Origin of the sequence: Pseudomonas sp. NFR02 (assembly GCF_900119375.1) — a bacterium.
GTDB lineage: Bacteria > Pseudomonadota > Gammaproteobacteria > Pseudomonadales > Pseudomonadaceae > Aquipseudomonas > Aquipseudomonas paracarnis.
Map to the genome: position 1 here is coordinate 405,209 of NZ_FPJJ01000002.1, position 18,770 is coordinate 423,978.

16 protein-coding genes are annotated in these 18,770 nt (G+C 61.1%); 9 read left to right on the top strand and 7 right to left on the bottom strand.

What is annotated here, in order from left to right; all coding sequences use genetic code 11:
* Positions 1-21 precede the first annotated feature (21 nt).
* From lepA to tadA, 8 genes are all read left to right on the top strand, one after another.
* Complete coding sequence (lepA, locus tag BT199_RS07605; protein ID WP_003188853.1) at positions 22-1,821, top strand: translation elongation factor 4; 1,800 nt, start codon at positions 22-24, stop codon at positions 1,819-1,821.
* A gap of 5 nt (positions 1,822-1,826) precedes the next feature.
* Entirely contained in the window at positions 1,827-2,681 is an 855-nt protein-coding gene (gene lepB / locus BT199_RS07610; protein WP_003188855.1) for a signal peptidase I, read from the top strand.
* A gap of 144 nt (positions 2,682-2,825) precedes the next feature.
* Complete coding sequence (gene rnc / locus BT199_RS07615) at positions 2,826-3,515, top strand: ribonuclease III (RefSeq protein ID WP_003188856.1); 690 nt, start codon at positions 2,826-2,828, stop codon at positions 3,513-3,515.
* Positions 3,508-4,410: a GTPase Era gene (gene era, locus BT199_RS07620; protein ID WP_005785147.1), complete on the top strand. Its 903-nt coding sequence runs from the start codon at positions 3,508-3,510 to the stop codon at positions 4,408-4,410. The genes rnc and era overlap by 8 nt, the downstream gene beginning before the upstream one ends.
* Before the next feature lie 154 nt (positions 4,411-4,564).
* Positions 4,565-5,251 carry a DNA repair protein RecO gene (recO, locus tag BT199_RS07625; protein WP_019817662.1) on the top strand — a complete coding sequence of 229 codons (687 nt, stop codon included), beginning with the start codon at positions 4,565-4,567 and terminating at the stop codon, positions 5,249-5,251.
* Between the two features lie 51 nt (positions 5,252-5,302).
* Positions 5,303-6,046, top strand: a complete 744-nt coding sequence (pdxJ, locus tag BT199_RS07630; RefSeq protein ID WP_069558075.1) for a pyridoxine 5'-phosphate synthase — start codon at positions 5,303-5,305, stop codon at positions 6,044-6,046.
* A gap of 249 nt (positions 6,047-6,295) precedes the next feature.
* Positions 6,296-7,678 carry a multicopper oxidase family protein gene (locus BT199_RS07635; RefSeq protein WP_038452078.1) on the top strand — a complete coding sequence of 461 codons (1,383 nt, stop codon included), beginning with the start codon at positions 6,296-6,298 and terminating at the stop codon, positions 7,676-7,678.
* Positions 7,678-8,178, top strand: a complete 501-nt coding sequence (gene tadA / locus BT199_RS07640) for a tRNA adenosine(34) deaminase TadA (RefSeq protein WP_072434236.1) — start codon at positions 7,678-7,680, stop codon at positions 8,176-8,178. Before BT199_RS07635 ends, tadA begins: the two co-directional genes overlap by 1 nt.
* Before the next feature lie 138 nt (positions 8,179-8,316).
* On the opposite strand, the gene cmoB is transcribed toward tadA, so the two are convergent.
* The 5 genes from cmoB to lon all read right to left on the bottom strand — a co-directional run bounded on the left by cmoB (position 8,317) and on the right by lon (position 13,703).
* Positions 8,317-9,273: a tRNA 5-methoxyuridine(34)/uridine 5-oxyacetic acid(34) synthase CmoB gene (cmoB, locus tag BT199_RS07645; RefSeq protein ID WP_020301206.1), complete on the bottom strand. Its 957-nt coding sequence runs from the start codon at positions 9,271-9,273 to the stop codon at positions 8,317-8,319.
* On the bottom strand, positions 9,270-10,013 hold the full coding sequence (gene cmoA, locus BT199_RS07650; protein WP_014717080.1) for a carboxy-S-adenosyl-L-methionine synthase CmoA: 744 nt from the start codon (positions 10,011-10,013) through the stop codon (positions 9,270-9,272). Before cmoA ends, cmoB begins: the two co-directional genes overlap by 4 nt.
* 36 nt (positions 10,014-10,049) lie before the next feature.
* The gene (locus BT199_RS07655) at positions 10,050-10,706 is read right to left on the bottom strand and encodes a lysoplasmalogenase (protein ID WP_014717081.1); all 657 of its coding nucleotides are present in this window, start codon (positions 10,704-10,706) and stop codon (positions 10,050-10,052) included.
* Position 10,707: 1 nt separating this feature from the next.
* Entirely contained in the window at positions 10,708-11,097 is a 390-nt protein-coding gene (locus tag BT199_RS07660; protein ID WP_020301204.1) for a protease inhibitor I42 family protein, read from the bottom strand.
* Between the two features lie 185 nt (positions 11,098-11,282).
* Positions 11,283-13,703 carry an endopeptidase La gene (gene lon, locus BT199_RS07665; RefSeq protein WP_019817668.1) on the bottom strand — a complete coding sequence of 807 codons (2,421 nt, stop codon included), beginning with the start codon at positions 13,701-13,703 and terminating at the stop codon, positions 11,283-11,285.
* A gap of 332 nt (positions 13,704-14,035) precedes the next feature.
* Between lon and BT199_RS07670 the strand changes: the two genes are divergently transcribed.
* The gene (locus tag BT199_RS07670) at positions 14,036-16,372 is read left to right on the top strand and encodes a putative bifunctional diguanylate cyclase/phosphodiesterase (protein WP_072434237.1); all 2,337 of its coding nucleotides are present in this window, start codon (positions 14,036-14,038) and stop codon (positions 16,370-16,372) included.
* On the opposite strand, the gene BT199_RS07675 is transcribed toward BT199_RS07670, so the two are convergent.
* Both BT199_RS07675 and BT199_RS07680 read right to left on the bottom strand, forming a co-directional pair.
* Entirely contained in the window at positions 16,369-17,775 is a 1,407-nt protein-coding gene (locus BT199_RS07675) for a pyridoxal phosphate-dependent decarboxylase family protein (protein WP_072434238.1), read from the bottom strand. The two genes, BT199_RS07670 and BT199_RS07675, sit on opposite strands and share 4 nt — an antisense overlap.
* Before the next feature lie 34 nt (positions 17,776-17,809).
* Positions 17,810-18,655 (bottom strand): 2OG-Fe(II) oxygenase, encoded by an 846-nt coding sequence (locus BT199_RS07680; protein ID WP_072434239.1) that lies wholly within the window; start codon positions 18,653-18,655, stop codon positions 17,810-17,812.
* Positions 18,656-18,770 lie beyond the last annotated feature (115 nt).

The window sequence follows — 18,770 nt, forward strand, 5'->3', positions numbered from 1 at the left end:
AGCCTTTTTGAGTGTTGATCCGTGAGTGATTTGAGTCATATCCGCAATTTCTCCATCATCGCCCACATTGACCATGGCAAGTCGACGCTGGCCGATCGATTTATCCAGATGTGCGGCGGCCTTGCCGAGCGTGAAATGGAAGCCCAGGTACTGGACTCCATGGACCTCGAACGCGAGCGCGGGATCACCATCAAGGCCCACAGCGTCACGCTGTACTACAAGGCCAAAGACGGCATCACTTACCAACTGAACTTCATTGACACCCCTGGCCACGTTGACTTCACCTACGAAGTCAGCCGTTCGCTGGCGGCCTGTGAAGGTGCGTTGCTGGTGGTCGATGCCGGCCAGGGCGTCGAGGCGCAGTCGGTTGCCAACTGCTACACCGCGATCGAGCAGGGCCTGGAAGTCATGCCCGTGCTCAACAAGATCGACCTGCCCCAGGCCGAGCCTGAGCGCGTCAAGGAAGAGATCGAGAAGATCATCGGCATCGATGCCACCGACGCCGTCACCTGCAGCGCCAAGACCGGCCTGGGTGTCGACGAAGTGCTCGAACGCCTGGTGCACACCATTCCCGCGCCGACCGGCAACTACGAAGATCCGCTGCAAGCGTTGATCATCGACTCCTGGTTCGACAACTACCTGGGCGTTGTGTCCCTGGTGCGCGTGCGCCATGGCCGTGTGAAGAAGGGCGACAAGATCCTGGTCAAGTCCACCGGCAAGATCCACCTGGTGGACAGCGTCGGTGTATTCAACCCCAAGCACACCGCTACCGTTGATCTGAAAGCCGGTGAAGTAGGCTTCATTATCGCCGGCATCAAGGACATTCATGGTGCGCCAGTGGGTGACACCCTGACCTTGAGCTCCACGCCAGACGTCGACGTGCTGCCCGGCTTCAAGCGCATCCAGCCACAGGTCTACGCCGGCCTGTTCCCGGTCAGCTCCGATGACTTCGAAGATTTCCGCGAAGCCCTGCAAAAACTGACCCTCAACGACTCGTCGTTGCAGTACACCCCGGAAAGCTCCGACGCCCTGGGCTTCGGCTTCCGTTGCGGGTTCCTGGGCATGCTGCACATGGAGATCATCCAGGAGCGCCTTGAGCGCGAGTACGACCTGGACCTGATCACCACCGCGCCAACCGTTATTTTTGAGTTGCTGCTCAAAACCGGTGAAACGATTTACGTCGACAACCCCTCCAAGCTTCCGGACCTGTCGGCCATCGAAGACATGCGCGAGCCGATCGTGCGGGCCAATATCCTGGTACCGCAGGAACACTTGGGCAACGTCATTACACTGTGTATCGAAAAGCGTGGCGTGCAGCGCGACATGCTGTTCCTCGGTACTCAGGTACAAGTGACCTACGATATGCCGATGAACGAAGTGGTCCTGGACTTCTTCGACCGTCTCAAGTCCACCAGTCGCGGCTATGCTTCGCTGGACTACCATTTCGATCGTTACCAATCGGCTAATCTGGTGAAACTGGATGTGCTGATCAACGGCGACAAGGTAGATGCCCTGGCACTGATCGTGCACAAGGACAACGCGCATTACAAAGGTCGCCAACTGACCGAGAAGATGAAAGAACTGATTCCGCGCCAGATGTTCGACGTCGCGATCCAGGCCGCCATCGGCGGGCAGATCATTGCACGGACCTCCGTCAAGGCTCTCAGAAAGAACGTACTGGCCAAATGCTACGGCGGTGACGTAAGCCGTAAGCGCAAACTGCTTGAGAAGCAAAAGGCCGGTAAAAAACGCATGAAGCAAGTAGGCAACGTGGAAGTTCCACAAGAAGCCTTCCTTGCGGTGCTCAGGTTGGATAGTTAGGTCCTATGTCACTAAATTTCCCGCTGTTGCTGGTCATTGCCGTTGCCGTCTGTGGTCTCCTGGCGTTGCTCGATCTGGTGTTCTTCGCCCCGCGTCGTCGGGCGGCCATTGCTTCCTATCAGGGCAGCGTCAGCCAGCCCGATGCGGTGGTGGTCGAGAAGCTGAACAAAGAGCCCTTGCTGGTTGAGTACGGCAAGTCGTTCTTCCCGGTGTTGTTCATCGTGCTGGTGTTGCGCTCGTTTCTGGTAGAGCCGTTCCAGATCCCTTCGGGGTCGATGAAACCGACCCTGGATGTGGGCGACTTCATCCTGGTGAACAAGTTTTCCTACGGCATTCGCCTGCCGGTGATCGACAAGAAAGTCATCCCCGTGGGTGACCCGCAGCGCGGCGATGTGATGGTGTTCCGCTACCCAAGCGACCCGAACGTCAACTACATCAAACGTGTGGTCGGCCTGCCGGGCGACGTGGTGCGCTACACCAGCGACAAGCGCCTGTTCATCAACGGTGAGTCGGTGGCCGAGAAGCTGCTGGGCGCCGAGCCGAATACCCTGGGCAGCGCCGAGCTGTACCAGGAAAAACTCGGCGCGGTGGAGCACCAAATCCGCAAGGAAATGAGCCGCTACCGCGCGATGCCGGATGGCCAGTGGAAAGTGCCTGCCGGGCATTACTTCATGATGGGCGACAACCGCGACAACTCCAACGACAGCCGCTACTGGGATGACCCCAACATTCCCAAGGACCTGCTGGGCATGGTGCCCGACGAGAACATTGTCGGCAAAGCCTTCGCGGTCTGGATGAGTTGGCCGGAACCCAAGCTCAGCCACCTGCCGAACTTCTCGCGGGTCGGGCTGATCAAGTAATACAAGCGGCGCTGTGAACACAGCGCCGAATGCTTTTCTGGGGCTTGGACATTTTCCGATGCCCGGTACCCATCAGGATTTGAATTTGAACACTGCGTCAATCGTCGATGGCCGCCGGTGCCATCAACTAGATATGGATAAACCGTGACCGTTTCTCTAAGTCGTCTCGAGCGTCAGCTCGGCTACACCTTCAAGGACCAGGAATTGATGGTCCTTGCCCTCACACACCGCAGCTTTGCAGGGCGCAATAACGAGCGCCTGGAATTCCTCGGTGACGCTATCCTCAATTTCGCCGCCGGCGAGGCGCTGTTCGAGCGCTTCCCCCAAGCGCGAGAAGGCCAGCTGTCGCGCCTGCGCGCACGCCTTGTGAAAGGCGAGACCCTGGCTGTGCTGGCTCGAGGCTTTGGCCTGGGCGAGTACCTGCGGCTGGGTTCCGGTGAGTTGAAAAGCGGCGGTTTCCGTCGCGAGTCAATCCTGGCTGATGCCCTGGAAGCCTTGATCGGTGCGATCTACCTCGATGCCGGGATGGAGACGGCCAAGGAACGCGTTGTCGCCTGGCTGGCCTCGGAAATCGAAAGCCTGACGCTGGTAGACACCAACAAGGATCCCAAGACCCGCCTGCAAGAGTACCTGCAGTCCCGCGGTTGCGAACTGCCACGCTACGAAGTGGTGGATATCCAGGGCGAGCCCCATTGCCGGGTGTTCTTCGTGGAATGTGAAATCACTTTATTGAACGAAAAAAGCCGAGGTCAGGGTGTGAGCCGTCGTATTGCCGAACAGGTAGCGGCCGCTGCAGCACTGATTGCCCTGGGCGTGGAGAATGGCCATGACTGATTCAACCGCAACACGCTGTGGCTATGTTGCCATCGTCGGCCGCCCGAACGTGGGCAAGTCCACGCTGCTCAACCACATCCTCGGCCAGAAGCTCGCGATCACCTCGCGCAAGCCCCAGACCACCCGCCACAACATGCTGGGCATCAAGACCGAAGGCAACGTGCAAGCGGTGTATGTCGATACCCCTGGCATGCACAAAGGCGGCGAGAAAGCCCTGAACCGCTACATGAACAAGACCGCCTCGGCCGCGTTGAAAGACGTCGACGTGGTGATCTTCGTGGTTGACCGCACCAAGTGGACCGACGAAGACCAGATGGTCCTCGAGCGTGTGCAATACGTGACCGGCCCGTTGATCGTCGCGCTGAACAAGACCGACCGTATCGAAGACAAAGCCGAGCTGATGCCGCACCTGACCTGGTTGCAGGAGCAACTGCCGAACGCCCAGATCATGCCGATCTCGGCCCAGCACGGCCACAACCTCGAAGCCCTGGAGCGCGTGATCGCCGGTTACCTGCCAGAAAACGAGCACTTCTTCCCGGAAGACCAGATCACCGACCGCAGCAGCCGTTTCCTTGCCGCTGAACTGGTGCGTGAGAAAATCATGCGCCAGATGGGCGCCGAGCTGCCGTACCAGATCACCGTCGAAATCGAAGAGTTCAAGCAGCAGGGCAAGACCTTGCACATTCATGCCCTGATCCTCGTCGAACGTGACGGCCAGAAGAAAATCATCATTGGCGACAAGGGCGAGCGCATCAAGCGCATCGGCACCGAAGCGCGCAAGGATATGGAGTTGCTGTTCGACTCCAAGATCATGCTCAACCTGTGGGTGAAGGTGAAGGGTGGCTGGTCCGATGATGAGCGTGCGTTGCGCTCCCTGGGCTACGGCGACCTGTAACGGGCCTCGAACACACTGCAAAACTTTGTGGGAGCGGGCTTGCCCGCGATGAGGATGTAACATTCGGCAGAGATGTTGACTGTGACGCCGCCATCGCGGGCAAGCCCGCTCCCACATTGGATCGGCGCTGTTTCACGTTCTGCGAGAGAGCCTCATGTCCGCCTCCCCCCCCAGCCAACTTGCCTATGTCCTGCACAGCCGCGCCTACCGCGAAACCAGTGCGCTGGTGGACTTCCTCACGCCCCAAGGCCGCCTGCGCGCGGTATTGCGCAGCGCGCGGGGCAAGGCGGGCACCTTGGCGCGGCCGTTCGTGGCGCTGGACGTGGAGTTTCGCGGCAAGGGCGAGCTGAAAAACGTCGGCCGCCTGGAAAGCGTTGGCACCTCGGCCTGGCTGAATGGCGATGCGTTATTCAGCGGCCTTTACCTCAATGAGCTGCTGATCCGCCTGCTGCCCGCCGAAGACCCGCACCCGGCAGTCTTTGATCACTACGCTGCCACCTTGCTGGCCCTCGCTGAAGGCCGTCCGCTGGAACCGCTGCTGCGCGCTTTCGAATGGCGTTTGCTCGACGACCTTGGCTACGGCTTCGAACTGGCCAACGACTTGCACGGAGAGCCCATCGCCGCCGATGGCATGTATCGCCTGCAAGTCGATGCGGGGCTTGAGCGCGTGTACCTGCTGCAGCCCGGCCTGTTTCAGGGCACCGAACTGCTGGCCATGAGTGAGGCCGACTGGCACGCTCCCGGTGCGCTGTCCGCCGCCAAGCGCCTGATGCGCCAGGCCCTGGCCGTGCACCTGGGCGGGCGTCCGCTGGTCAGTCGCGAGTTGTTTCGAAAGCCCTGACATCCCCGTGTATGCTGTGCACCGATTCTTTCCCTTTTCAGGAGCGCTTCCGTGACCACCAGCAATCGCATTCTTCTTGGCGTCAACATCGACCATGTCGCCACCCTGCGCCAGGCCCGGGGCACCCGTTACCCTGACCCGGTCAAGGCCGCGCTGGACGCCGAAGAAGCGGGCGCCGACGGCATCACCGTGCACCTGCGCGAAGACCGCCGTCACATCCAGGAGCGCGATGTGCTGCTGCTCAAGGACGTGCTGCAAACCCGCATGAACTTCGAAATGGGCGTCACCGAAGAAATGATGGCGTTCGCCGAGCGCATTCGCCCGGCGCATATCTGCCTGGTACCGGAAACTCGCCAGGAGCTGACCACCGAAGGCGGCCTCGACGTCGCCGGCCAGGAAGCGCGGATCAAGGCCGCGGTGGAGCGCCTGTCGCGGATCGGCAGCGAAGTCTCGCTGTTTATCGACGCCGACGAACGCCAGATCGAAGCCTCCCGCCGCGTCGGCGCCCCGGCGATCGAGCTGCACACTGGCCGTTATGCCGATGCCACCACGCCGACCGAAGTGGCCGACGAACTGCAACGCATCATCGACGGCGTGAACTGCGGGCTCAACGAAGGCTTGATCGTCAATGCCGGCCATGGCTTGCATTACCACAACGTCGAAGCCGTGGCTGCGATCAAGGGCATCAACGAACTGAACATCGGCCATGCGCTGGTCGCGCACGCGCTTTTCGTCGGTTTCAAAGGCGCCGTGGCCGAGATGAAAGCCCTGATTCTGGCCGCTGCCAAGGCCTGAGTGAACGCAGTCTAAAGAACACTGGGGACCAAAATGTGGGAGCGGGCTTGCTCGCGAATGCGGTGGGTCAGTTAAAGATGCATTTACTGAGACCCCGCATTCGCGAGCAAGCCCGCTCCCACATTTGATCTTCATCGGGTTTTACAATTGCGCCATGCGGCAATGCGAAGCCTTACTGTTTAGCCGACGCAGGTGTATCGTATCAGCCCTTTGCGGGCCCTTGGCCTGCGGCAGATACGCGAGGTTGTTGTGTCCCGATCCTTTTCCCGTCGACAAATCCTGGGTGGTCTTGCTGGCCTGGCCGTAGTAGGCGTCGGTGCCGGTGGTGGCTACCGCTACTGGCTGGGGAAAGTCGCTGAGTCCGAGGCGGGGCACGATTACGAGCTGATCGCCGCGCCCCTGGACGTAGAGTTGGTGCCGGGGCACAAAACCCCAGCCTGGGCGTTCGGCCCTTCGGCGCCAGGCACCGAGTTGCGGGTGCGCCAAGGCGAGTGGCTGCGGGTGCGCTTTATCAACCATCTTCCAGTCGCCACTACCATCCACTGGCACGGCATCCGCCTGCCGCTGGAAATGGACGGCGTGCCCTACGTCTCGCAATTGCCGGTGCTGCCTGGCGAATACTTCGACTATAAATTCCGCGTACCCGATGCCGGCAGCTACTGGTATCACCCTCACGTGAGCAGCAGCGAAGAACTCGGCCGTGGCCTGGTCGGCCCGTTGATCGTGGAAGAGCGCGAACCCACCGGTTTCAAGTACGAACGCACCTTGAGCCTGAAGAACTGGCACATCGACGAAGAGGGCGCGTTTGTCGAGTTCAGCATCCCCCGTGAAGCGGCGCGTGGCGGCACGGCCGGGCGCCTGTCGACCATCAATGGGGTGCCCCAGGCGGTCATCGACCTGCCGGCTGGGCAAATCACCCGCGTGCGCCTGCTCAACCTCGATAACACTGTGACCTATCGCCTCAATATTCCCGGGGTCGAAGCGCAGATCTACGCGTTGGACGGCAACCCCATCGAGCCGCGCCCGTTGGGCAAGGAATATTGGCTGGGCCCGGGCATGCGTATTTGCCTGGCGATCAAGGCGCCACCGGCGGGCGAAGAACTGTCGCTGCGCAACGGCCCGGTGCGCCTTGGCACCTTCCGCTCTGTCGCCAATACCGACGCGCCTACCGCATGGCCACCGGCATTGCCGGCCAACCCGGTTGCCGAGCCAGACCTGGCCAATGCCGAGAAACTCAACTTCAATTTCGAATGGGTCGGCTCAGTGTCGGTCAACGTCGAAAACGGCAAGCCGCCGAGCCTGTGGCAGATCAACGGCCAGGCCTGGGACATCACCGACAAGACCTGTGCCGACCGCCCGATTGCCAAGCTGGAGAAGGGCAAGAGCTACATTTTCGAATTGAAGAACATGACCCAATACCAGCACCCGATCCACCTGCACGGCATGAGCTTCAAGGTGCTTGCGTCCAACCGCCACAAGGTGATCCCGTATTTCACCGACACCTATCTGCTGGGCAAGAACGAACGCGCCCGCGTGGCCTTGGTGGCGGATAACCCAGGGGTGTGGATGTTCCATTGCCATGTGATCGACCACATGGAAACCGGCCTGATGGCCGCCATCGAGGTGGCGTGATGCGCCAGATTCGTCCCGCCGCGATTATCGACCGCAGCCGCGACCAGGACTTTATGCGCGAAGCCCTGGCGCTCGCCGCCCAAGGTGCTGCATTGGGCGAAGTGCCGGTGGGTGCGGTGCTGGTGCAGGGCGGTGAAATCATCGGCCGCGGCTTCAACTGCCCCATCAGTGGCAACGACCCCAGCGCCCATGCCGAAATGGTCGCGATCCGCGCTGCTGCACAAGCGATCAGTAACTATCGGCTGGTGGGCAGCACGCTGTACGTGACGCTGGAACCGTGCAGCATGTGTGCCGGGCTGATCGTGCATTCGCGGGTGGCGCGGGTGGTGTATGGCGCGTTGGAGCCGAAGGCGGGCATCGTGCAAAGCCAGGGGCAGTTTTTTACCCAGGGTTTTCTTAACCATCGGGTGTTGTTTGAGGGCGGGGTATTGGCCGAGGAGTGTGGGGCTGTCCTGAGCGAGTTCTTCAAGGCTCGCCGGGCCAAGCCACCTTCTAACTGACACTGAAAAAACCCATGTGGGAGCGGGCTTGCTCGCGAATGCGGTGTGTCAGTCACATTATCTTTGACTGACACACCGCATTCGCGAGCAAGCCCGCTCCCACAGTTTGATCTCCATTTATTCAAGAAGATCGGCGGGTTATTTGCGCGCGATGATCACCGCCCGCATCGGTGCCGGCAGCCCTTCAATGGTCTTGCTGTGATCCTCAGGGTCCAGGAAATCACTCAGCGACTGATACTTCATCCACTGCGTTCCACGCTGCTCCTCAACCGTGGTCACGCTCACATCCACGCACCGCACATCACTGAACCCGGCCCGGCGCAGCCACAGCATCAACGCCGGCACCGACGGCAAGAACCACACGTTGCGCATCTGGGCGTAACGGTCTTCTGGCACCAGCACTTGTTGTTGGTCGCCTTCCACCACCAATGTTTCCAACACCAACTCGCCGCCCTTGACCAGGGTGTCCTTCAACGCCAGTAGATGCTCGATGGGCGAGCGGCGGTGGTAGAACACGCCCATGGAAAATACCGTGTCAAAGCCTTCCAGGTTCGCCGGCAAGTCTTCGAACGGGAACGGCAGGTGCCAGGCCTTGGGCTCGGACAAGTAGCGCTGCACTGCCTGGAACTGGCAGAAGAACAGCCAGTTGGGGTCCACGCCAATCACGCTGTCGGCCCCGGCGCCGAGCATGCGCCACATGTAGTAGCCGTTGCCGCAGCCCACGTCGAGGATGCGCTTGCCTTTGAGGTTCAGGTGCGGCGCCACCCGCGACCACTTCCAGTCCGAACGCCACTCGGTGTCCACATGCACGCCGAACAGATGGAACGGGCCTTTGCGCCAGGGGCTCAGGCCCATCAGCGCCGTGTGCATCTGTTCGCGGGTGGCGTCGTCGCAATCGGTGTCCAGCACCAGGCCGTTGAGCAAATCTACGCTGTTGGGCTGGATCTTCGGCAGTGCATCCAAGGCGCTCTGCCAGCGCTCCAGGTCGCCATGGCCTTTTTCCATCTTGCTATCGAGCTGCGCTTGCAGGCCCTGGGCCCACACGGCCAGGGGAGTGCCGACCAGATGGCGGGCGAGGGGGGACAAATCAATCATGGCAAGGCAATCAACGAGGCAAAGTTAAGACACTGGAACCACGGCACGACTTTCGAGAACCCGGCCGCCAGCAGGCGTTCGCGGTGTTCTTCGAGGCTGTCGGGCTTCATGACGTTTTCGATGGCGCTGCGCTTCTGGGCGATTTCCAGTTCGCTGTAGCCGTTGGCGCGTTTGAAGGCGATATGCAGGTCGGTCAGCAGCGCGTGCTCTTCAACATCGTTAAAGCGCAGCTTTTCCGAGAGGATCAACGCCCCGCCCGGCAGCAGCGCCTGGCGAATGCGCCCCAGCAACGCCAGACGCTCCTGGGGGGCGATAAATTGCAGGGTGAAGTTCAGGGCCACCACCGAGGCGGGCTTGAATTGCAGGGCGAGGATGTCGCCCTCGATCACCTCCACCGGCAGCAACTCCTGGAACATCGAGTCCTGGCCATTGAGGTATTCGCGGCAGCGCTCGACCATCGCGGCGGAGTTATCCACGGCGATCACCCGGCAACCCTCGGTGCGTACATGGCGACGCAGGGCTTGGGTCACGGCGCCCAGGGAAGAGCCCAGGTCATACAGCACGCTACCCGGTTGGGCAAATTGCGCGGCCAGCACGCCGAGGTTTTCGACGATGGTGGGGTAGCCCGGCACCGAGCGCTTGATCATGTCCGGGAACACCCGCACCACATCCTCGTTAAAGGCGAAGTCCGGCACCTGGGGCAGGGGCTGGGCGAATAGGCGATCGGGTTCTTTGCTCACGGCTGTTCCGGCGACGATGGGGGAAAGGCCGGCATTTTAGCCAAGTTGCTCCTCGGATGCGCGGGTTGTCTGATGGAAAGCCGAGGCGGTGATGCCCCACTGCCCGAGCCAGTAGGTGGTGATCAGCAAATACGGCGCTGCCTCGAACGCCAGCACAAACCGGTTGATGCCGATCAGCGCGTCGGAAACCACAAACGACACCGCACCCACCGCCGCCAGCCACGCTGAACGTTTGGGCACCTCGCTGCCCAGTCGCGCCAAAGCACGCCAGAGCATGGCGCTGATCACCAGCGCGTAAACCACCACCGGTATCAGCAGTTCACCGAGGCCGTGGGAGATCAGGATGCTCAGCAAGATTGCGCCTACGCCGAGGGCCAGCACCAGCGGCAGCAGCGCCAAGCGCCGACAGTCACTGAAATAAGCTTTGAGATAAGCCAAATGCGCGAACAGAAACGCGCCCAGGCCAAAGATAAACAGGTCGCCTGGCCAGGCAAGTAACACGTCGCCCACCACGGAAAAAATCAACCCCAGGCTGATCCAGCGTCGATACTCGGTGGGCGGCGCGTCATGCAGCCAACCCAGCAGCGCCAGCACCGGCAGCGGCTTGACCAGCAGGCACAGCAGCGTTGCATGGGTCGCCAGGCCGTAGACAAAGGTGCCGGCGCCCATCAAGGCAAGGATCAGCCAGGGCATATCAGTTCACCGTAATGGCGCAGTCAAAGGTTTCGACAGGTTCGGCCTCCGGCTCCCAAGGTTGCTGGGATGTCAGGCGCAAACGCCCTTGCCCTGGGGCAAACGCCTGGAAGCGCCAGGTGGACTGGCCGCCCCCGCCGATCACGCCGGACTCGGTGCTGCTGTAGACCTCAGGGCTCAAGGCGCGCAACACGCCGCCCGCGGAGTCCTGGATGGCCCAGCGGTAACCGGTGGTGGGGTTGCTGGGCAGGGTGAGGATCAGGTTTTGCCCGTTTTTAAGCTGGAGCGGGCAGGCGCTCTGGTTGTCCACGCTGACGTTTTGCTTGGGGGCACTGGCGCATGCGGCCAGCAGGGCAAGGCTCAAGGGGAGAAACAGGCGGGCAGCGGTCATGAAGGCTCCGTTAATACACGACGAAGGGGGAGCATAACCGAAGATGAGACAAGGTGTGACAAGGTGGGTTTTTGCGTTGATCTGGCTGGCCTCTTCGCGAGCAAGCCCGCTCCCACATTTGGAATGCGATCAAATGTGGGAGCGGGCTTGCTCGCGAAAGGGCCAGCTCAGGCACTACATAACCGTCAGAAGAGCACCTTCGCCACATCCGCAAACCGCTTGGCAAAGTGCACCGTCATCCCTTCCTTCAAATAGTCCGGCAGCTCTTCAAAGCTGCCACGGTTGGGCTCCGGCAAGATCAACTCGTGAATCTTCTGGCGCCGCGCCGCGATCACCTTCTCGCGCACCCCGCCAATCGGCAGTACATGCCCGGTCAAGGTCAGTTCGCCGGTCATCGCCACGCCTTTTTTCGGCGGTTGGTTGCGGGCCAGGGACAGCAACGCACTGGCCATGGTCACGCCGGCACTCGGGCCGTCTTTCGGCGTGGCGCCTTCCGGCACGTGCAAGTGCACGAAGGCCTCGTCGAAGAATTTCGCATCGCCGCCAAACGACTTCAGGTTGGAACTGATGTAGCTGTAGGCGATTTCGGCGGACTCTTTCATCACTTCACCCAACTGCCCGGTGAGCTTGAAGCCGCGATTGAGCGTGTGGATGCGCGTCGCTTCGATCGGCAAGGTGGCGCCGCCCATGCTGGTCCAGGCCAGGCCGGTAATCACGCCGGTGCCGGACAGCACTTGCTCATTACGGAATACCGGCATGCCCAGGGAGCTTTCCAGGTCCTTGTTGCCGATCTTGATCACCGACTCCGGTTCATCCAGCAGCTTGACCACCGCCTTGCGCACCAGCTTGCCCAGTTGCTTCTCCAGTTGGCGCACGCCGGCTTCCCGAGCATAACCATCGATCAATGCGCGCAGGGCGCCGTCGGTGATGGTCAGGCTGTTTTTGGCCACGCCGGCTTTTTCCAACTGCTTGGGCCACAGGTGGCGCTTGGCGATGGCGACTTTTTCTTCGGTGATATAGCCCGACAGGCGAATTACTTCCATGCGGTCCAGCAACGGGCCCGGGATCGAGTCCAGGGTGTTGGCGGTGCACACAAACAGCACTTTGGACAGGTCCAGGCGCAGGTCCAGGTAATGGTCGAGGAATTCGACGTTCTGTTCCGGGTCCAGGGTTTCCAGCAACGCCGACGCCGGGTCGCCCTGGAAGCTCTGGCCCATCTTGTCGATTTCGTCGAGCATGATCACCGGGTTCATCACTTCCACGTCTTTCAACGCCTGCACCAGCTTGCCGGGCAGGGCGCCGATGTAGGTGCGCCGGTGGCCCTTGATCTCGGCCTCGTCGCGCATGCCGCCAACACTGAAGCGATAGAACGGCCGCCCCAGGGATTCGGCGATGGACTTGCCCACACTCGTCTTGCCCACGCCGGGCGGGCCCACCAGCAACACGATGGAACCGGCGACTTCGCCTTTGTAGGCGCCCACGGCGAGGAATTCGAGGATGCGGCTCTTGATGTCATCCAGGCCCGCATGGTGCTTGTCGAGCACTTTGCGCGCGTGCTTGAGGTCGAGTTTGTCTTCACCGTACACGCCCCACGGCACCGAGGTGGCCCAGTCCAGGTAGTTGCGCGTGACGGCGTATTCCGGCGAACCGGTTTCCAGGATCGACAGTTTGTTCAGTTCTTCATCAATGCGTTTTTTCGCTTGCGCCGGCAGCACTTTGCCTTGCAGGCGCTGTTCGAACTGTTCGACGTCGGCGCTGCGATCGTCCTTGGTCAGGCCCAGCTCCTGCTGGATGACCTTGAGTTGTTCCTTGAGGAAGAACTCACGCTGGTGCTCGCCGATCTTGCGGTTCACTTCGGCGGAGAGTTCTTTTTGCAGACGCGCGACTTCTACCTCTTTGCGCAGCATCGGCAGCACTTTTTCCATGCGCTTGAGCATGGGCACACAGTCCAGCACTTCCTGCAGCTCATTACCTGTCGCCGAGGTGAGTGCCGCGGCAAAGTCGGTGAGCGGCGACGGGTCGTTGGGGCTGAAGCGGTTGAGGTAGTTCTTCAACTCTTCGCTGTACAGCGGGTTGAGGGGCAGCAGTTCCTTGATCGCATTGATCAGCGCCATGCCGTAGGCCTTGACCTCATCGGTCGGCTCGCTGGGCTGGTGCGGGTATTCGACTTCCACCAGGTAAGGTGGGCGGTGGTGCTTGAGCCAGGTCTTGATGCGCACGCGGGTCAGGCCCTGGGCGACGAACTGCAGCTTGCCGTTCTCGCGGCTGGCGTGGTGCACCTTCACCAGGGTGCCGTACAGCGGCAGGGCGGAGGTGTCGAAGTGGCGTGGGTCTTCGGGCGGCGTGTCCATGAAAAACAGCGCAAGGGAGTGGTGGTCGGATTTGCTCACCAACTCCAGGGTTTCGGCCCAGGGCTCTTCATTGACGATCACCGGCAACACTTGGGCCGGGAAAAACGGCCGGTTGTGGATCGGGATGATGTAAACCTTGTCCGGCAGGTTTTGCCCAGGCAGCGCCAGGCCGGTGTTGGACGAGGAGGTTTCGGCGTTTTCGGGGTCGGCGTAATCGTTGAGGTCGTAATCTGGAAATTCTTGCTGGTCGCTCATGGGGCACCTGCATCAGTAAGTATGCAGGTTAGATGGGGCGGGGTTGCGGTGGTTTCAATGGGGCGGCGTCGTTAGCAACAATTTGCATGAAATAACGGGAGAGGTGGGGTCAACGTACTTTACCCCTCCGCTTCTCGAATTGATCGTCAATAATATGACAGTCAGGCCCAGCTTTTATTGGGTTTACTTATCCTCAGTCCCAGCTAACCTGCCTAAATAAAATAATCCATTAAAAAGGATGTTTTTTTGACGCCGGTTAGCAGTCGGCAGGGACGCGTATGACACAAGGAAAGCACGGCCAAGAGCGACGAGCACGGCCCGAGGGCGCGGCCATGCATTGGCGCCACACGTTTCAGACCCGCATAGCCGGGGTGCTGGCGCTGTTGTTACTGGTGGTCGTGGCCGCCACCTATTTTGCCGTGAACGCTGCCACCACTCGGGCGGTGGAGAACCAGGCCGACGTACAGCTGAACACGGGGCGGCAGGTGTTCGAGCGCCTGCTGGACCTGCGCGGGCGGCGCTTGCAGTACGGGTTGGACTGGCTCACCGCCGATGGGCCGTTCAAGCAGGCGGTGGCCGGCGGCCGGACGCTGCCGATCCTGGAGGCCCTGGGCACCCATGGCACCGGGGTCAGTTCCAGCGAAGTGATGGTGCTGGGCCTGGATGACAGGGTCATGGTCAGCACCCTGCTGATGCAGACGCGCGGCCAGCTGTTCCCGTATGCCGATGCCTTGCGCAAGGCGCGGCGCAGCGGCCAGCAAATGTTGATCGTCGCCATGGCCGGGCGCCCCTATTTGCTGGTGCAAAAAGATGTGCTCGGGCCTGTGCCGATCGCACGCGTGGTCATGGGCTTTCCCATGGACACGCAATTCGCCCATGAACTGCGCTCCATGAGCAACCTGGAGGTGTCGTTCCTCAGTGTGCAGGACGGCCATCTCGGTCAGCTGTTCACCACCCACCCTGGCAATTGGCGCCCAAGCATCATCAGCCTCTTGCATGGCACGCAGGTCGATCCTGAGGCGAAGATCCAGCTGTTCCACGGCCAGCGTGTGCTCAGCCAAGTATTGCCCTTGGCCAACAGCGGCGAAGGCGATGAAGTGCGCGTGTTGCTGCAAAGCCCGCTGGACCATGCGCTGGAATCCTTCGCGCCGCTGGACCGGCAGTTCATGGGGATTGCCCTGGCGGTGCTGCTGGTCTCGCTGGCGGTGGCATTATTCCTGGCGCGGCGAGTGTCACGCCCGCTCAATGCGCTGGTGCAAGCCGCTGAACGGATCGGGGCTGGTGACTACCGTACCCCGGTGCGGGTGCGCAGCCACGACGAGTTCGGCCTGCTGGCGCGTGCGTTCAATGCCATGCAAAGCGGCATCGCCCTGCGCGAGCGGCAACTGGCCCACAATGCCTTGCATGACCCGCTCACCGGCCTGCCCAACCGCGCCCTGGCCATGGAGCGCCTGGGCAGCGCGATCAGCGCACGGCGGCCGGTGGTGTTGCTGTACGTGGGGATTGAAAACTACCGGGTCATCAACGAAGGGTTTGGCCCCGAAGGTGTCGAGCACATGTTGTGCGAGGCCAGCCGCTGCTTGTCCAGCAGCCTGTTGGCCAGCGACACCGCAGCACGCATCGCCGGCAGTGAGTTTCTGTTGTTGCTGGAAAACACCGAGATCGACTCAGCCGTGGCCCGCGCCGACCAGTTGCATGGGGCGTTGACCGAACCCCTGCGCATCGGCAATGACGAAGTGCGCCATGAAGTGAGCATCGGCATCGCCGCGTACCCTGCTGATGGGCAGCAGGTGGAAGAGTTGATCAACCGCGCGGCCATCGCCCGGCACGACGCGGCCAACCTGCCGGGGCATTTGCAGATCTACCAACCGGACCGCGACCTCGCCCACCAACGCCAGATCACCCTGATTCGCGACTTGCGCCGCGCCGTGATCGAAGGCGAGTTGTACCTGTGCTACCAGCCCAAGCTCGATCTGCGGCACGGCCATGTGAGCCAGGCTGAAGCCTTGCTGCGTTGGCAACACCCGACGCTGGGGCAAGTGTCCCCCGGGGAGTTCATTCCCCTGGCCGAACGCACCGGTAGCATGAGCGCGCTAACGCTGTGGGTGATCGAGGAAGCCATCCGCCAGATTGCCGAATGGGCGCAGCGTGGGCTGGTTATCCAACTGTCGGTGAATATCTCCGTGAACGACTTGGCGGATGATGACTTGGCGATTCGCGTCACTGCGCTATTGGCTCAATACCACGTGGACGCCGAGCATTTGATTTTTGAAATCACCGAGAGCGCCATCATGCACAACCCGCAGCAGGCCCTCAGCGTGCTGGAGCAGCTGCGCAATTGCGGAATCAGCCTGTCGGTGGATGATTTCGGCACCGGCTACTCGTCCCTCGCCCAATTGCAGCGCCTACCGGTGCAAGAGCTGAAGATCGACCAGTCCTTTGTGCGCAACCTCGACAGCACCAGTGGCGACGGCGTGATCGTGCGTTCCACCATCGAGATGAGTCATAGCCTGGGGCTCAAGGTGGTGGCCGAGGGCGTGGAGTTCGAGCACAGCCTCACCTTGCTCAAACGCTGGAACTGCGACACGGCCCAGGGCTACCTGATCAGCCGGCCGCTCAACGCCATGGCGTTCGAGCGGTGGTTGCGGCGTGAGCGGGTGCCTACTTAGACCAGTGTTTGCAACCGCGCCCACAACCTTTGAACATGCTGGCGTTCGGTGCCCAGCGCGCCGATGGACACCCTCACCATCCAGCGCTCATCGAGGAGGGCGGGGGTGACGTAGGCATCGCCTGACTGGTTGAGTTTTTCTGCCCAGGCTCGGGTGTGATGGTCCAGTGCCTGGCCTTGCAAACCCGGCGGCTCATGGCGAATGCACAAGGTTTGCAAGGCGGGCGTGGCCACCAGCGTCCAGTGTTCGCTGGCTTCGATCTGCTCTGCCAGCCAGCGCGCATTGGCCAGGTCTCGCCGCAACCGCGCTTGCAGGCCGCTGACGCCTTGCTCGCGTATCAGGAACCACAACTTCAAAGCGCGGAAACGGCTGCCCAGAGAGATCCGCCAGTCACGGTAGTTTCGCACTTGGCCGTCTGCGCTGGACTGCAGGTAACTCGGGTTGGTGGTCATGATGCGAATCAAATGCTCGGGGTCGCGCACGAAATACACCGAGCAATCGAAGGCCGCGCCCAGCCATTTGTGCGGGTTGAGCACTAGGGAGTCAGCCTTTTCGATGCCATGCCACAAGGCCCGGCATTCTGGCAGGATCATCGCGGCGCCAGCCATGGCCGAGTCTACATGCAGCCACAGGCCGTGGCGTTGGGTCAGGTCGCCAATGGCCGCCAGAGGGTCGATCGCCATGGCGGCCGTGGTGCCGGTGGTGGCAATCACCACGCAGGGCGTGTTGCCGGCGGCCAGGTCCTGTGCGATGGCGTGCGCCAGTGCCAGGGGCGACATTGCATTGTGTGCATCGGTGGCGATGGTGCGGATATGGTTCTGGCCGAATCCGGCCAGGATCGCCGCCTTGTTGACCGAGCTGTGGGCATGGGCTGAGGTGTAGACGATCAGGGGCGCGCCGCTGTTTTGCAGGCCGTTGTGCATCAGCGCGTAATCGGAGCTGCGTTCCCGGGCGCTGATAAGCGCCACCAGCGTGGACGTGGACGCAGAGTCCTGGATCACACCGCTCCACGTGCTGCCCAGGCCGAGCATGTCGCGCAGCCAATCGGTGGTGACTTCCTCGATTTCGGTGAGGGCCGGGCTGGATTGCCAGGACAACCCAATCACACCCAGGCCGGTGCTCAGGCAATCGCCCAGCACTGAGGACAGTTCCACATTGGAAGGGAAGAACCCGAAGAAACTGGGATGCTGCCAATGCAGCAAGCCGGGCATGATCAGTTTTTCGACATCGCCCATGATCTGTTCGAACGGTTCGGCGGTTTCAGGCGGGCTGACCGGCAGGGCGGCTTTGATCTCGCCAGGTTGGGTGGTGGGCTGCACGCCGCGTTGTTCGATGTTCTGTCGGTAGTCTGCAATCAGGTCGATCATGGCATAGCCATGTTGGCGGAATTCTTCGGGGGTCATAGATAAACGTCCATGTGCACGAGCAATAAAAGTATTAGCACCAGAAGTAAAACGGTTCGCCGGCGTTATAGCCGATAAACGACTGCATGCTGACGCGTTTTCCCGAATCGAACCCGCAGATGGCGTGGGGGCGGCGGGTATTGATGAGCACCAGTTCGTTCTGGCGTGGGCGGATGCGCAGCGGTTTTTGTAAACACTGTTCGGGCAGTTGGGCCCCCTCGAAGCGCTTGACCTCCTCATAGTCAAAGGCTTGGGTATCCCAGATGACCAACTCGCCCCCCGAAGGCGGTGTTTGCAGGTAGATATTGGCGCTGAATTGATGCTGCAGTTCAGCGACTGTGCGGGGCAGGCAATCCACATGGGGCACCGTTTCCGAGAGGTGCGCCGTCTCCGGGAACATGACGCGGATGATCCCGCAAAACATTGGGCGGCCCTGGAACGCAGCGGCTGTTGCACCTTGCGGCCAGAGCGCCTGGAACTGTTCCATCAGCTGTTGAATGGGCGGCGTTTGCGGCGCACAGAGGCTGTCGATAAGGCCGCGCATACGGGCCGCGTCTGCATAATATTTTTCTTGGGCGTCACCGCCGGCGGCCTTGCCGTACGTGGAGTTGAACGGCGTGCCCCAGCGATGCACACCGTAGAAGTGCTGAACGACGCGCCCCTCTTCGTAGGTTTCATGGCCGTAGTGTTCCAGGGTGGCGGTATCGTCGATGGCCTGAATCAACCGTGCGCTGGTGGTTGCGTTGGCAAACTCAGGTACCCGAATGGCAAGCACTTCACCACTGATGAGTTTTTTCAAACTGGCAGTATTGAGGTGTTCAAGTTCCAGGATTTTTGTGGGGGTGGAAAGCATCGGTTTTGTAGCGACATGGTCCGTCATGCAGTGAAGCTCCCTTTAAAGTTTTATCCGTACGCCTTTTGTATTACGCAGGGCGTGCGCACTAAATTAGTTTTAAAGGGTTGAGGGGAAACGCTGGGGCATTATCAGCAGGCAA